At 72.0% G+C, this 14,607-nt stretch carries 12 protein-coding genes; 4 read left to right on the top strand and 8 right to left on the bottom strand.

The features are described 5' to 3' along the window. Window positions 1-159 precede the first annotated feature (159 nt). Window positions 160-558 (top strand): hypothetical protein, encoded by a 399-nt coding sequence (locus ACZ5WK_RS36555; protein WP_465554268.1) that lies wholly within the window; start codon window positions 160-162, stop codon window positions 556-558. Between the two features lie 254 nt (window positions 559-812). Here ACZ5WK_RS36555 and ACZ5WK_RS36550 read toward each other — a convergent pair whose 3' ends face one another. The 3 genes from ACZ5WK_RS36550 to ACZ5WK_RS36540 all read right to left on the bottom strand — a co-directional run bounded on the left by ACZ5WK_RS36550 (window position 813) and on the right by ACZ5WK_RS36540 (window position 4,246). Beyond that, window positions 813-1,292 carry a hypothetical protein gene (locus ACZ5WK_RS36550; RefSeq protein ID WP_465554266.1) on the bottom strand — a complete coding sequence of 160 codons (480 nt, stop codon included), beginning with the start codon at window positions 1,290-1,292 and terminating at the stop codon, window positions 813-815. Between the two features lie 397 nt (window positions 1,293-1,689). Next, on the bottom strand, window positions 1,690-2,283 hold the full coding sequence (locus ACZ5WK_RS36545; RefSeq protein WP_465554264.1) for an isochorismatase family protein: 594 nt from the start codon (window positions 2,281-2,283) through the stop codon (window positions 1,690-1,692). A gap of 1,189 nt (window positions 2,284-3,472) precedes the next feature. After that, window positions 3,473-4,246: a hypothetical protein gene (locus ACZ5WK_RS36540; protein ID WP_465554262.1), complete on the bottom strand. Its 774-nt coding sequence runs from the start codon at window positions 4,244-4,246 to the stop codon at window positions 3,473-3,475. Between ACZ5WK_RS36540 and ACZ5WK_RS36535 the strand changes: the two genes are divergently transcribed. After that, complete coding sequence (locus tag ACZ5WK_RS36535; protein WP_465554352.1) at window positions 4,152-5,540, top strand: replication-relaxation family protein; 1,389 nt, start codon at window positions 4,152-4,154, stop codon at window positions 5,538-5,540. The two genes, ACZ5WK_RS36540 and ACZ5WK_RS36535, sit on opposite strands and share 95 nt — an antisense overlap. A gap of 240 nt (window positions 5,541-5,780) precedes the next feature. On the opposite strand, the gene ACZ5WK_RS36530 is transcribed toward ACZ5WK_RS36535, so the two are convergent. The 5 genes from ACZ5WK_RS36530 to ACZ5WK_RS36510 form a co-directional block, all read right to left on the bottom strand. Further along, complete coding sequence (locus tag ACZ5WK_RS36530) at window positions 5,781-6,755, bottom strand: TniB family NTP-binding protein (protein WP_465554350.1); 975 nt, start codon at window positions 6,753-6,755, stop codon at window positions 5,781-5,783. Between the two features lie 352 nt (window positions 6,756-7,107). Continuing rightward, window positions 7,108-7,971, bottom strand: coding sequence for a Mu transposase C-terminal domain-containing protein (locus tag ACZ5WK_RS36525; RefSeq protein ID WP_465554260.1), 864 nt, complete (start codon window positions 7,969-7,971; stop codon window positions 7,108-7,110). Beyond that, a complete protein-coding gene (locus ACZ5WK_RS36520) occupies window positions 7,950-9,362 on the bottom strand; it encodes a hypothetical protein (protein ID WP_465554258.1) in 1,413 nt (470 codons plus the stop codon). The genes ACZ5WK_RS36525 and ACZ5WK_RS36520 overlap by 22 nt, the downstream gene beginning before the upstream one ends. A gap of 32 nt (window positions 9,363-9,394) precedes the next feature. After that, window positions 9,395-10,237, bottom strand: coding sequence for a TnsA-like heteromeric transposase endonuclease subunit (locus ACZ5WK_RS36515; RefSeq protein WP_465554348.1), 843 nt, complete (start codon window positions 10,235-10,237; stop codon window positions 9,395-9,397). A 225-nt stretch (window positions 10,238-10,462) separates the two neighbouring features. Further along, window positions 10,463-11,833, bottom strand: a complete 1,371-nt coding sequence (locus ACZ5WK_RS36510) for a DNA-binding protein (RefSeq protein ID WP_465554256.1) — start codon at window positions 11,831-11,833, stop codon at window positions 10,463-10,465. 96 nt (window positions 11,834-11,929) lie between these two features. Between ACZ5WK_RS36510 and ACZ5WK_RS36505 the strand changes: the two genes are divergently transcribed. Together ACZ5WK_RS36505 and ACZ5WK_RS36500 are read left to right on the top strand one after the other, a co-directional pair. Then, window positions 11,930-12,319 carry a hypothetical protein gene (locus tag ACZ5WK_RS36505; protein ID WP_465554254.1) on the top strand — a complete coding sequence of 130 codons (390 nt, stop codon included), beginning with the start codon at window positions 11,930-11,932 and terminating at the stop codon, window positions 12,317-12,319. Window positions 12,320-12,716: 397 nt separating this feature from the next. Beyond that, window positions 12,717-13,403 (top strand): hypothetical protein, encoded by a 687-nt coding sequence (locus ACZ5WK_RS36500; RefSeq protein ID WP_465554252.1) that lies wholly within the window; start codon window positions 12,717-12,719, stop codon window positions 13,401-13,403. The last annotated feature ends 1,204 nt before the right edge of the window (window positions 13,404-14,607 follow it).

The following is a 14,607-nucleotide window of genomic DNA, read 5'->3' as shown; positions in this document are numbered from 1 at the left end:
GCGTCTCCCGGGGCCACCGACCACGTGCGCTGGTCCCTGGGCCCGCCCAGGCACCGCGCCGAACCTGAGCGCGTGTCCGCCGGACTCCGACTGGCGCACCAGGCGGGCTGTCTTCCCGTCCAGCCTACGACCGGCCCGGACGGGCGGGGGCGCGCCGGAGTGACCCCAGGCATCCGGCCGGGGAGCACGGACGCGTCGGGAACCAGCACCACCAACGAGGCCTCGTTCCCGAACACGGCCACCGGAGCAGCCACGCTGTCGCCCTCCAGATGCTGGGACAGCACCGCGAGGGTGGACTCGGGGTCGCTATCGAGCAGCTTCTGCCAGGCTTCATCGTCCTCCTGGCGGTGGAAGGACGAGGACGAGTACGCGCACGGCCGCCGCCTTGGCTTCATCACCGACGCCGACCACCGAGCGGTCGAGCAGGCCCATGAGCGCGCCCTCGGCCTCCTCCAGGAACGGGCCGGCCCGTTCGCCGACCCGTGGCGCCCCTGGGCGCCGGATCCGGCCTGGCCGCTTCCGGTCCTGCCCGCCGGTGCCGGCCGGGCGGCGGTGTAGGGGTACCGGATGCGCGACCAGCACCACCCCGCCGGGACTCACTCCACCGACCCCCGGTGCCGAAGGTGCGGACGCCGGCCCGGCCGACGGCGACCGGCAGCTGTAGGACGAGACGGTCGCCGCGCGCTCGCGGCCGCGGGCATCGACGTCGTCCAGGCCGGGGACGGTCGCCCCCGGAGCGGTGATGCAGGCCGCGGGGGCGGGGGCGCGGCTCCCGCCCGCGCGGCCGTGGCGCAGGGACTGCAGGGGCGGGGTTATGCCTTGAGGAGCTTCCAGTCGGCGACGTTGTCACTGCGGTTGAAGTAGGCGTTGGTGCAGACGTCGTGCTTGTCGCCGGCCGTGTCCGCCGCGGCGTTCTGGTTGATCTCCAGGAAGCCGCCGTTGTCGTCGTAGGTGTTCCACAGGAGCACTGTGTCCCCTGCCCGGACGTTCTGGTCGGTGGGTGCGGAGGTCTGGGCGAAGATCCGCCACCGGCCGCTGCCCGGGGTGCGGTCCTTGGACTGGGCGGTGGCCACGCCGTACTTGCCGCCGCCGCTCTGCTGCACGGTGGTGGCGTGGTTGACGGCGTCGAGGTAGCCACCGTCGCCGGCGTAGAGGTTGCGCAGGTGGACCAGGTCCCCGCTCAGGACGGGCTGGCCCGCGGCCTTGCCCGAGGCGGAGAGGATCTCCCACGTGCCCGTGCCCGTGCCCGTGCCCGTGCCCGTGGCACGGGTGGGGGTGTCCGAAGTGGCCACGTAGTGCTTCAGACCTGCCAGGGAGTGGTTGTTGATGGTGTCGAGGTAGCCGCCCTGCCAGCCCGGTGGATCTGATCGCCGTACTTGATCTCGTTCGCCATCTGGCGTTCTCCTTACTCGCTGACGTCTGGTCCGCCGGCCGCTGCGGTGGTGAGGGCGAACGCCAGCGCGGCCGCCGGCCCGACGATACGAAGCCGCACGGCCGGCCTCCAACCGGTCAAGAAAAGCGGGGCCACGCAAGCGTCGCCCCGGCAAGGCGCCATGTCAGGAGTAGTCCACCGGACGTGGGCGTGCCATTACTGCGAACGGGTGCGCGCAGCCTGGGAGCTCGCGATGGGAGCAGCCGGAACCGGGACGAGCATCGACGACTTGCTTGTCGTGTAGGCCTCAGGATTGCTCAGGAGAGCACGACGGGGCGGCCGGTCAGGTGGACGCCCGCATGGCGCATCTCGTCGAGGGCGGTGCGGGTGCTGTCGGCGGCGACGCCGGCGGTGTAGTCCAGCAGGACGCGGACGGTGAAGCCGGCCCGGGCGCCGTCCAGCGCGGTGGCCTTCACACAGTGGTCGGTGGCGATGCCGACGACGTCCACCGCGGTGACGTCGCGGGCGCGCAGCCAGTCGGCCAGCAGCATGCCGTCCTGGGTCGAGCCCTCGAAGCCACTCTTCGAGGCCGAGTGTGCGCCCTTGTAGAACACCTCGTCGACGGCGCCGTCCGTCGCGATGGGCGCGAAGTTCGGATGGAAGTTGCCGCCCTCGCTGCCGACCACGCAGTGAACGGGGAACGAGGTGGAGAAGTCCGGCCGGTCGGAGAAGTGGCCGCCCGGGTCGACGTGGTGGTCCCGCGTGGCGACGACATGCGCGTACCTGCTGCCCGCCGAACGTCGCACCAGGTCGGCGATGGCCGTGGCGCGGTCGGCGCCGCCCTTCACGGGAACGCTGCCGCCCTCACAGAAGTCTTTCTGCACGTCCACCACGATCAGCGCACGCCTCACGGCTCACCCTCTTTTCGGATCCTGCCGACAGCGGTACCCGTTCGTGGTCGCCCACCTCTGCTCGTGGCCGCAGATTCATCCGTCCGATCCACGACAGGCGTGTCGGCCCGGCAGTCCTTCAGGCGGCAGGACACGCATGGAAGTCGCCGCAATGTCAGCCCAGGACTGACGAATCGACGGCGCCGGGAGAATGATCACCGACGCCGCCTGTGGATACGTTCGCCGGCCCGCTGGTTCCTCGGCCGGGCTGGCCGGACGGTATGCCGCCCTGGCACTGCCTAACACCCGGCTCCGGCAGTAGCGGCTGTTGCCCAGAGCACAGGACGGTGGTTCGCAGGACGTGGCATCGGCCGGCCTGCCCGGCGTGGTCCCGGCGGTGACCGACGCCTCCTATCCGCTGGCACGCCCGCCAGATCCACAACCCTGATGCTCGAATCCCACCTCGCCGCCGCCGGGCTGCGCACCACGTACGCGGTGAGCACCTGGTCGTCGCCCACCCCGAGCTGGAGATCCCGGCCCGGCCTCGCCGTGTACCGGTCACCACCCTTGCCGTGCCCGTGCCGACGGGTCACCTTGATGGTCACCCCGGCCAGCGTCCCGCCACCTTGATGCCCACTCCCGGGCCCCGGCCGGATCCCTTGATGGTCACCCCAGTGCCCGGGTGCACACCTTGATGGGCACCTTGGAAGGCACCCTCGATACCTTGATGGTCACCTTGGAGAGCGTCCCAGATACCTTGGTGACCGCCCCCCCACCGGCCCCCATACCTTGGCGGCCAGGTAAAAACCGCAGGTCAAAGCATTGGTGGCGGCCTCTCCGGATACCTTGATGCCCGGCCCTCCCGGACGGGGCATCAAGGTACGGCGCTGGTCAGGCCTGCAGCTGGGTCCAGCCGCACGGGCGCCGGCCTTCGGTACCGAGCGGGTGCCACACAGCGGCGGCGGGGCCGTGCTCGACCAGGTCCTCGAGGCGGGCCGCGCCGGTGGGGACGGCGGCGAGCAACTCGGCGACGGCCGACCGCTCCTCGGCCGCCAGGCCGTCCCCGCCGGACCCGGCCGCCGTTGTTCCTCGGACGCAGCGGGTGCAGGCGGGCAGAGACGGCCTGGAGCGCTTCTCGGAGGGCGCCGGGCCCGGCTGGGTCAGCGCCCGTTGAGCCCGAGCGCGGCGACCTGATCGAGCTACTTGCCGGTCAGCTCCGCCCGGCGGCTCTTCTCCAGAGGCGGTACTTCACCTGGTCCCACCGGCGGATTTGCTGTTGTGAGGCCGAAAGCTGATCAGTCCGACGGATCTCAGCCGTCAACTGATGCTCGAAATGGTGTGCGAGCAGCCCGTCACTTGGAGATCGGACCAACCGATGACCGTCGAAGACCTTGACCCAGTTCTGGCCGTCTGCATCCTGGAATCGGGCGGCCAGAGCACTCGAGCCCGTCCCGCTGTGTACGTACCTCCGAGACTGGCCGGACAGGAGCGGCCCCTCTGGATCGTCTCCCGCCTGATCGTCCGTATGCCATTGATCGGCGTTGAACATGCTGACGGACAGGAAGGGGCGGTCCGACACGTTGGTCACCAGGACCACATGCTCACCGCCCGACGGACGGACACTGAAGACGAGTTTTCGGGCTTCCTCCTTCTCCTCCTTCCGACGGTCGCGCAGGAGGATATAGAAGCCCAGAAGTAGCGAGCCGCTGGTCAAAATTGCACTCGCCCACGCAGGGACAGTTCCCCAATCCAACGCTGTCATGGACGAGTTCTGTGCCGAACTGCCAGCATCGAAACTGAAGTTGAGATAGATCTGAGGAGCGCCGCAGCGGCCGGGTCGGGTCGCGTTCCGGCGCGGGTCTGCGAACCCGAACGGTTCGACCAGCGCGCTGCGGGCCGATGTCCTCGGTGCGCTCGGCGTCTTCAAGGTCGCGACCGCCGACCAGCTCCAGCGTCTGCTGCGCCCCGGTGCGGCGTCGAACACCGTGATCCGGCAGGCGTTGCGCGATCTCGCGCTGCACGGCCTGGTGGCCTCGGACGGCAACACGAAGGACCGGCACAAGACGTGGCGGCTGGAAGGCGCTGCCGGGCTGGACGCGGCCGCTTCGGTGCTCGGGATGGTCCGCTCGGAGATGGGAGGCACGGCCCGGGGCGCCGGACGCTCCGGTGCCCAGCACGCGATGGCGGTCAACGAGACCGTGCTCGCGTTCGTCCTGGGCGGCAGCGCGCCCGGGGCCGCGGGCGGGGTGGGCACCGTGCGCTCCTGGTCGACCGAGGTCGAGTTCACGTTGCCGGGCGGGCGGCGCAAGGTGCGTCCGGACGGGGTGTGGCAGGCCCCGGAGATCGGGGTGCCGGTGCTGATGGTGGAGGTCGACCGCTCCACCATGGCCACTGAGAGGGTCGCCGCGAAGTTCACCGCCTACCGCGAGCTGTTCCGCACCAAGGTCCGCGACAACGACCCGGCCCTCGCCGACCAGGAGCCGGCCGACCGGACGGTGCACTGGTGGCGCCGCGCCTACCCCGGCCACACCCGCGCCGGGTACCCACCCGTCGCCCTGGTCGTCACCGACGCCGGAGCGGTCGCGCTGGCCAACCGGCAGCAGGCCGTCGCGGACCTGTCCGCCGACTGCCGGCGCGGCCGGTGGTGCAGGGAGGTCCGCGACTACAACGACGACGGGTGGCGCGAGTACGACGACGCCGTGCCCATCGTCGCGACCACCCTGGAGCTGCTGGCCGAGCACGGGCCGCTCGGGCCGGTGTGGTGGCGCTTCGGCCGCTCGGGCCGGCACTCCCTCATCGAGGCGCTGGAGAACCCGAACAACCGGGCCGCCTACGACCTGCGCCAGGCCGCCCGCGAGGACGAGGAGCACGAGGCCCACCAGGAGCTGATGGACTCCCTGGTCTGCATCGACTGTGGCGACGTTCCCGAGGAGGAGAGCACCTGGGAGTACGGCCTCGAGGGACAGGTCGAGTGGACCCGCCGCCCCGGCGGCCGCTGCTGGCCCTGCCACCAGGACCGCGAGGAGCGCCTGGAACAGGAGGCCGAAGAACGGCTGGAGGCCGCCCGCACGGCCAACGCCGCGCTGCGCCCGTGCTGGACGTGCCGGGGCTCGATCGGGGGGAAGGAGGGCTCGAAGCTGGATGAGGTTTCAGGGGGGTGTAGTTGGGGTGTGGGGTGGTGGGTGGGCTGGGGTGTTGTTGGTGGAGTGAGAACGGGCGTGTGGGGGTTGGTGGGCTTAGGTGGTGGGTGTGAGCTGGGGATGTCGTGGGTTTTGTGAGTGTGGTGGCCGGTGTTGAGGGTTTCACCGTGCGCTAATGGCTGTTTTCGGGTTGTGGCTGGTCAGGACTGTTTGCCTGGTCAGGATGGGTGTCTCGGGGGCTGTCCGGATGTTCGCCGGCGGGCCGTTCTTATTGATCTCGGGGTTTTCTTGGCTTATGTCGGGTGCGAGCGGGCGGGTCTTGGCTGTCCGGGGTGGTGTTCTCACTGGTCTTGAGGGGTTCTCAGCCGGCCGGGATTGTTATCGGACCCGTCCGCGGGAGTGGGGGCGGGGGTGGGTTTCTGCTTGGTGGTCCAGGCGCACCGCGTCGAGGGTTGTTTTGGTGATGCGTTCGGTGCCGTCGAGGATCGCGGTGAGGGCGGCTTCGCGGATGAGGCGGGCGAGGCTGCCGATGCGTCCGGCGGTGCGCTGGTGGAGGTAGGGGGCGTGGCGGGGCAGGGTGCCTGCCTGGTGGCGCTGGAGGTCGAGGGCTGCTTCCAGGTCGGTGACGAGGTCGGTGAACGGGCGGCGGGCGCCGAGGCGGGCGGGTAGGGCACCGGTCTCCACAAGGGAAGCGCGGGCGGCGAGTTGAGCACCGCGGACCCCGCTGAACAACGCTGTGCCGGTGACGTCGATGCCGGCGTAGACGAAGGTCGCGCCGATGCGTTCGGTGAGGTCTTTCAACAGGTCGGCGGCTTCGGCGCCGGTGGTGGTGCGGGGGTTGAGGCGGTGGATCTCGTCGATCAGTACCAGACGCACACCGGCGGTGTTGTAGGTGTGGCAGACGGCCTGCATCAGCTGCGCCTGGGTCATGCGGGCGGTGACGGGGATGCCGAGGTAGCGGGCGAAACCCGCGGTCAGGGTCTTGGCGCTCGCCCCTGGGGGGACGAGGACGTAGGCGACGGGCACCACCGGCTGCTGTCCGGGCGTGGGTGGGTGCTGGCGCGTGTGGGCGAGGTGGCAGGTGCGGCCGACCTCGAGGAGCGCGGTGGTCTTCCCGGTGGCGGCGGGGCCGGTGAGGATCAGGCTGGGGCGGGCGGTGGTGCGCTGGTGGCGTCCGAGCAGCATCAGACGCCGCACCGTGAGCGCGAGGGTGTCGATGGCGGGGGTGCGGACGGTGACGAACGCGGAGTGGTAGGCCAGGCGCTCCTCGATACTGCGCTGCGGCTCTCCGGGCGCGGGTGGCGCGGGGGCGGGGGTGGTGGCGAAGGTCTGGAAGCCATGCCAGGTGTCCACCGCGTACGGCGTCTCCTGCGCCGGCTCCGTCGTGGTGTCGGCGGTGTTCGTGCGGGTGTTGTTCATCGCTGGTGCCCTGTTTCTCCGGTGCCCGCGGGTGCTGGAGCGTGCCGGCACTCGGTGTGGGGGCTCTGACCGGGCGCCGTGCTCCCAGCTCTGGCGGCCTCGGCGGTTGCGGGGAGCGCTCGGTGGCGCGGTCGGCAGCGCTGCAAGGCCCCGGCACGGCCGCGCAACGCTCCGGCACGGCCCGGCTGCGCCCGCCTCTGGCCTGTCGAGGCCGCTGCCGGTCCGGGGCGGTAGTGGTGGTGACGTCGGCCGTTGTCGGGCCCGGGGGCGTGGTTGCGGGCGGTGTTCACCATCGTTCGGCTTCCTGGTGGGCGTTCCACAGGCCGAGGCCGGTGTAGGGCGGGGCGGGGGAGCGGCTGCTGGGCTGCCCGCCGCTCCACTCGTCGGTCCAACCGTCGTCGTCCTCGTCGTGGTCGTCGCTCGACTCGCCGGTGTCGGGTTCGGTGTCCAGGGCGTCCAGGCTCTCGGTGTCCTCCCAGCCGTCCGTGTCCGCGCCGCGCGTGCCCGCACCGCCCCCGGCGCGGGGGCGGTGCGCGGTTCGTCCGGCCGCGTCTGGCCGTCTTGGTGTGCCCGCGCGGTTTTCCCGCCCCGGCTGTGCCGGGTGTGCCGCGTCGTCGCCGGTTCTGGTGGGGTGGGGGATGCGGGCGGGCATGGCGCGGGTGAGGAGGGCTTGTTCGGTGCGGGTGGCGTGGCCGGCGCTGCTGCGGCGTTGGAGGTCGTCGAGGGCCTGGGCGAGGTCGGCCTCGTGCTGGTCGTGGTTGCCGCGGCGAAGGGCGGTGGTGCGGATGTGGGCCCAGGTGCGGTCGTCGAAGGGATGGTGGACGTGGTCGCGGTGGATCCAGGGGATCTCCACCAGGTCGTCTCGGTCGGGCAGGCGGACCCAGATCTGGCGCAGGTCGTGGGGGTTGTGGTGGACCTCCCACCGGCCGGCCCGGGCGGCGACGGGAGAGGGCTGGCCGCGGTAGGGGCCGAGGAGGTCGTGGTCGTAGGTGCGCTGGCCCAGGCGGATGCCGTGGTCGTTGATGGTGAGCCAGCGCACGGGCAGCAGTTCGAGGTAGTCCCGCCCCGATAGCGGGAGCGGGACGTGCCCGGCGACGGCGGTCAGCGCGCCCCACATCTCGTTCGGCGTCAGCTTGGCCTTGGGCAGCACGGGGTGGCGCAGGCCGTTGTGGGGACGGTGGTGCCAGTGGACGAGCCATTCGTCGAGGAGGTCCTGCAGCTGCGTGACGCTGTAGCAGGCGTGCTGTTCGACATCGCGGCCACGCTCGGTGACGTTGGAGCCGGTGTAGCCGGGCAGGTACTGGCAGAACAGCGTGTTGATCGACCCGAACGTCCGCTCCACGATCCCTTCGCTGTCGGCGCATGCGGCGGGGCAGGCTGCACGCTGACCCCGAGACTCTGGCAGGCGGCGGTGAACGTCTCGGAGAGGTAGATCTTCCCGCGGTCGACGACGATCGTCTCCGGTACCACCACCGGCCGCGCCGCAGCGCCCTCAAGACGGTCGTCGACTGCCATCAACTCCTCCCGGTGAGGGATGGAGGAGCGGGCGAAGCGCAGCACCGCGGGCCAGGTGGGCCGGGCGGGGTGCGGGACGGCCATTTCGGCCAGCAGCAAGGCGGCGTCGACGGCCTTGGTGCTGTGAGGGCGCAGGACGGCGGCCAGGATGGAGCGCGTGGCGACATCGACAGCGATCGTCAGCTCGGGCCGGCCCAGGGTCCCGTCCTCGAAGACGGCCAGCACGTCCAGGCGGGTGGTGTCGACCTGGACCTGCTCGCCCGGGCGCAGCGCAACGGTCGGGGTGAACGCCCGTCCTTCCCGCGGCCCGGGGACACCGTCGCCGCGCCCGTGCAGGCCGTCGCGCGGGTCGGTGATCTGGGCCACGAGCCGGTAGAAGGTGGCCTGCGAGCACATCGCCACCGCGTCTCCGTGCCGCTCCACGAGGATCCGCGCCGCCACGGGGAACAGCGCCTTCACCGTTCCCTTGGAGCGGCCACGCCGGCGCCGGATCGCCTCCTTCACCGCGGCCACGACCCGCTCGTCGGTGCGCCCCGCGAGGCTGGGCCCGCGGGTCGAACGGTGGTCGACCAGCCCCCACAGGCCCTGCTTGCGGTAGTCCAGCCGCATCTTCTGCACCGTGGAACGCGAGATCCGCCCGAAGCCGAGCGCGGTGAGCTCCTCGGCCTTGGCCTGCTCCCGCTGCGCCAGCGTGTACCGCTCGGGGTCGTAGCGCTCGTTGGCCACATAGCCCGCGCCCGCCCCGTCGGGGTGGCCGGTCTCCACCTCGCGGATGTGCCGCCGCCACGCCAGCGCCCGCTCCCTGGCCGCCGCCGGAGCGGTCTCGAACAGGCCCCACAGCGGCGGCGCCTGCGCCTTCCCGCCGGCCTCGGGGCCGACGAGGGCGAACGTGGGGTCGGCGAACAGGTGCCCGGCGAGCACGACTTCGTCCCGGCCCTCGGCAACCAGGTGGATCCGCTGGCCGGCCAGGCCGACGACCTGCCAGCGCAATCCCCGGAAGCAGACCTGCCCGCCGACCGACACCACCGGCCGCCCACCACGCCGCTGCGCCCCCGCACTCACAGCCCACCCCCGCCGAAACCGCCCGCCACCCCAGCCATCCTTGTCCCGCTGCTCCCCGCCTCGGTCCGTACGCGTCCCGGGCCGACGAGGACGCCCTGGTGCAACGGGCGTTCGAGAGAGACCGCCAACTGGCCGTGCCACAGGGCGTGGAAGACAGCGGGCAGGACCGTCATCGGGGTGCCGACCGCCTGAACGCCCTCCAGGAGCGGCCTGGGCCGCGCGAATGCCTCCAGCAGCGCGTCCGCTACCTCGGGGCGGCCCCGGAAGCGCGGGTGGCGGTAGCCGGCCAGCCACCTCAGGTTCGCCGCGAACACCGCATCCAGCGTCTCCAGCCGCCGATAGCGCCAGCCGACCAGGTCGCACGCCGCCCGGGCCGCCTGCGCGGCGCTCAGCGCCCGCTCACCGCCCGCCTCCGGATGACCGGGGCAGTCGGCCAGCACAGCGGTGCCGTCCGCGTACCGGGCGAACAGCTGCGGCACCCACGAGCGCACCCGGCCCCGCCCGTCGCGCCACACCAGCCGCGCCGGCCGCCCTGCCAGCCCCACCACGAACGGGTCGCGGTCCAGGACCATCAGCTGGGCGCGCATCGCGTTCGACCCGGCGACCACGTGCCGCCCGGTGGTCGCCGACCACCACAGCCCCGGCCCCCATCTGCGCCCCGGCACGACCGGGAACGCGGACACCGGCGCCAGGTCCTCGAACGCCACCGCCACACAGGCGTCCTCCCACCGCTGCCGCACCTCCCGGCCGACCGGGTCGAGGAACACCGCCTCGAACCCCGCCCGCCCATCCACATCCACCGGGCCCGCGGATCCACTCGCCCCGGCCACACCGTCCACATCGCTCACGGTTCTCAGCCAACCCACCACACACGCTCACGCGAACCGCTTTCGCCGTTCCTACCCCACCTCGTGACCTGGTGCGGTAGAGGGCTCCCGCGTTCTCACCCAGGCCCACACCCCACCGACCGAGCCCAAGCCCGGTACACCTCACACAGCGACTGCCCCACGGCCCGACCTGCGCCCCGGACGCGGCGAGGCGCCCCCATCAACCTGCCGAAACCTCTACCGCCCAGCCCCTCCTCCAGTCCCGAGCACCTTGGCGAGCGCGCCCGGGGACAGCCCCGCCCACGCGGCCACGTCCCCGTGCCGCACTCCGGCCTCCACCGCCGCCTCCGCGACCTCCCGTACCGCCTCCTGCAGCCGAGTGATGCTGTAGCCCAGGCCCATCAGCAGCCGCTCGGCGGCCTCCGTACTGCTGCCCCGCTGCGCCCCGCGCAGCTGGATCAGCTGCTCCTGTGCGTCGTCCAGCAAGTTGTCGATCAGCATGCGACGCTCGGGCGCCACCGCCGAGCGCCACGCCGTCCCTGACCCCGGCAGCCTGGCTTCTTTCGTCAGCGCCCGCAGCTGCGCGGCCATGCCCGGCGGCTGGAGCTCCTGGCGCACCCACCACAGACCGTCCCGGTGACCGGGCGGCACGGCCACGCCGCGGCGTCGGCGGATCACCGCGCCCATCCAGGCGATCAGCGGCCCGCCGTAGTCGACCGCAGCCAGCGGCCCCAGCCACGGGCGTCCCACCCGCTCGCCCAGCCGCCGGCAGAACGCCCCGTCCGCCGGCAGTGCCCGAGGCCGCCCGGCCCCGCTGTCTTGCCAGATCAGATCGGCCATCACCGGATTCAGCAGCGCGGCTGCGACCTCCACCGCCTCCGGGAAGACGGCCGCGTCCCGCGCCACCGCCCGCCACCGCCAGAAGTCCCCGCCCGCCTCCCCGCCCGCCAGGGCGTGCAGCCGAGCCGGCCACACCCGCTCGTCCGGCCACTCCAACGCCAGATCCCACCACCGGCACACCACCGCCCACGCCACCGAGAACACCTCCCCAGGCTCCACCCCCGCCCGCACCGCCCGACGGACCACCCCCGCCCACCGCCGCTGCGCCTCGCAGATCTCTGGCAGGCCACGCAGGTCCAGGGACTCCAGCGCCTGGTCCGCGTCCGCGTCTAGCAGCCACCGCCAGTGCCGCGTACACACCCGCTCCCACCGCTGCGCGTACCGCACCACCCGCACCGGCTCCCCGGACCGCCGGGCCGCACACGACCGGCACCCGAACGCCACCGGCCCCACCACCGAACCGCCCACCCGCCACACCGCCCCAGGGCCGCTCCCACCCGCCCGCGAGGCCAGCTTCTCGTCGTCCAGCCCCCACGCCGGCAACGCACGCCCCAACACCTCCTCGCCGACCCCGCACAACCCGGCCAGCACCCGCCGTCCGGCCCCATCCAGCAGCACCTCGGCATCCGCCCGCAGCACACCGCCCTCGTGCCGCGGCCGGTGGCCATGCCACTGCCAGGACGTCAGAAGGGCAGCGTCGGCCAGGCCGTAGCGGGCGGCGACCCGCCCAAGGAACGAGGAGACCGTCTCGCCGGCGAAAGGAGACACACGGAAGATCCCGGGAACCATGACCCCCAGCCTCGCGGAGAACCGCAGAACCCGAAGGCAGTTCTCTTCTTCCCGCCCCGCCCGCCTACTCTCGGCATGTCGATCAAGAACGCACCCCAGATCGCCCGCGCGGCCAACGCGCAGCTGCGTCCGTGCTGGACGTGCCGGGGCTCGATCGGGGGGAAGGAGGGCTCGAAGCTGGAGCTGCGGGAGAATGCCCGGTCGGACCGGCTGGAGTGCCCGGAGTGCGTACAGGCCCGCGCCGCAAAGGACTTGGGCCCGCTGATGCTGCCGGTCCCGACCAAGCGCGAGCTGGTGGCCGCGCTGGTCTCCACTCCAGACGATCCGTGGTGGGAGGAGCGGGTGCTGCACGCGAAGCTCTACCCGGCGAGGGGGCCGTCGGGTGTGACCTGTTGGTTGTGGTGGGTGTGTTTTGGCCTCGCATGCCGCGTTGTCTGGACCTTTGGTTGGACCTGTTGGGGGTGATGGGCGGGGGTGGGTGGTCGGCTGGTTTGGTGACTATGTGTGGTGGCGGGTGGGGTCGGGGGGTCGGGTCGGCCTGTTCGGGGGTGGGCCGGGTGTTGTGGGCTGTTTTCGGGGGTGAATTCCGCCGGGTATTCCGCCCGGTTGTTTTGGCGGATTGGTTGCCGGTGGTGGTTTGAATTCGGGTCGGAATTTCGGTGGCCGGGGGTGGCGGCGGGGCCGGTGTTCGGTTTGGTGGGGTCGGGCTGGGCGCCGCCGGGCGGCCGCCGTCCGGACCGGTGTTGTGCTGCTGCCCGCTGGGCTGGGGCGCCGGCCATGCCCTTCCACCGTGCCTCGCCGGGGCCTGCCCACAGGAACTCTCGTGTGGCCCCGGACGCTGGTCTGTGCGTATCCGCGCACGATGACCCGGTCTCAGCGGCCGGGAGAGAGGAGCTTCGTGGTGAGCACGCCCCCTGCCGACGGGCAGAGCGGGTTGGTCTTCTACCCGACCACGCTCAAGGGAGGCCGTGAGACGTACTCGCGGCACCCTGAGCCCGCGGACTGGTGCTGCCACGGCCACGTGCCGGGGCTCGACCACGCGACTTACCGGAGGGCCGTCTCCGTACACGAGGCCGGCCACACGGTGGTCGCTCTTCACGTCGGGATGCACGTCCAGGGCGTCGAGATCGTCGAGCACACCCGGGACGTGGGCTGTGGGCCGCGGCTGGAGCTGGAAGGCACTATGAGCCCGGGCCCCAATGAGCTGGCGTACTCGGCGCTGGTCAAGCAGCTGGCCGCCGGGGAGCGAGCCGAGCAGCGCTGGCTCCGGGACAACGGCCTCTGGACCCAAGACCGAGGGTGGGCGGCAGAGATGGGTGCCCTGCACGACCGCGATGCGGCAGTCCCGAGTCTCCGGGCGCTAGCTGAGAGCGATGACCCGGCGAGACTGCTCTGGACGTACCTCTACTTCGGCAACCAGGTCGAGGACGTCCTCGACCTGCATTGGGCAGAGGTACTCGTTCTGGGCGAAGCACTAGACGAAGCAGGCGAGCTGACCGGCGATCAGGCTGCCGCTCTCGCCGGCTTGCCGAACCCGGCGCCTGCCTGATCCTTTTGGCAGCCGTACTCCGCCTCCGCAGCTGGGCTTTGGCTGCCGTTCTGGTCGGCCGCCAGGCCGTCCCGCTGCGCCCGCAGCGGCCGTCCGGCCGCTGTGCCCGTGCCCGCCCTGGCCGCCCGGTGCCGCGCCCCGCTGCGCCCTCCTGGCCGCCGTCCGGGTCCGGTGTTCGGTTCGGTGTCGCCGCACCGGGAATTGCTCGGTTGACGCTGGGCGGGATTTCCTGGGCGGTCTGGAAGGGCGGTCGCCGTGTCGGCATGGAGGGCCGTAGGCCCCTTTCAGAGATACCTGAATGCGATTCCTCGCCGCTGCGCCCCGAAAGGTGTTCTGATTTCCGCTTGAAAGTGAGTGGAAGGTAATTCGCATTCCTGCCAGAAGTGCGGCCGGATAGAGCCGGAATGGACGGTTGCCGCGAGGTTGCCTGTTCGCGTCCCGCGCCCGTCCGGGAACCAGTAGGATAGGGCTGTACGGAAGTCGGGGAAACGCCGCCGGATTCGCTTCGGATTCCGGCCGGGAGTCTGCGGTTGAGGGCCCGTCAGGGGCCGCCGTCCGGGGCGCCCGTGAGGGCCCGCCACCCGGGCCGGGAAGGCCGGGCCGGAGCCGGTGCCCGGAGGTTGCTTCCGAGGGCCGCAGGCCCCGCTCCGGGGGCGCCGGATGGGCCGCCAGCCCAGCAACCAGGCGGCTGACCGGCCACCGGCCGGGGCCGAGGGAGGGCCCCCGGGGGTGGGGTTGCGACTGATACCGGAAGTCCGCGACACATCGTCAACGCCGAGGGCCGCAGGCCCCGGCCGGCACCCCGCCCGCCCGGAGGGATGGGCCTCTACCCGAATTCTGCGTCACATCGTCAACGCCCACCCCCGGGCGCAGCCCGGGAAACCCTGCCAGTCAATCGGCCCGTAGGGCCGTGAAAACACCTGCCCAACAAGGCGGGAAAGCCGACCGACTGGACGGGCCGTAGGCCAGGACAAAAAGCACCGGAAAGGCGGAGCGCAGCGACGCCCGACGCCCACCCCAACGGCGCGTGCCGCGCCCACGAATTCGCCATCGGCGAATTCCCCCAACCACCCACCGCCCGCCGAGGCGCAGCCGAGGCCACGCCACGCACGGTGACGCCGTAGGCGGCACCCCCGCACCTGGCGGTGCGTCAGCACCGCTGCTCCCGCGCCAGCGGGAGCTTAAGCCGCAGGCTTCCGCCCCC

This window comes from Kitasatospora sp. NPDC032757 (assembly GCF_055579305.1).
The sequence above is the reverse complement of the archived record's forward strand: the minus strand, read 5'-3'. Positions and strand labels throughout refer to the sequence as shown.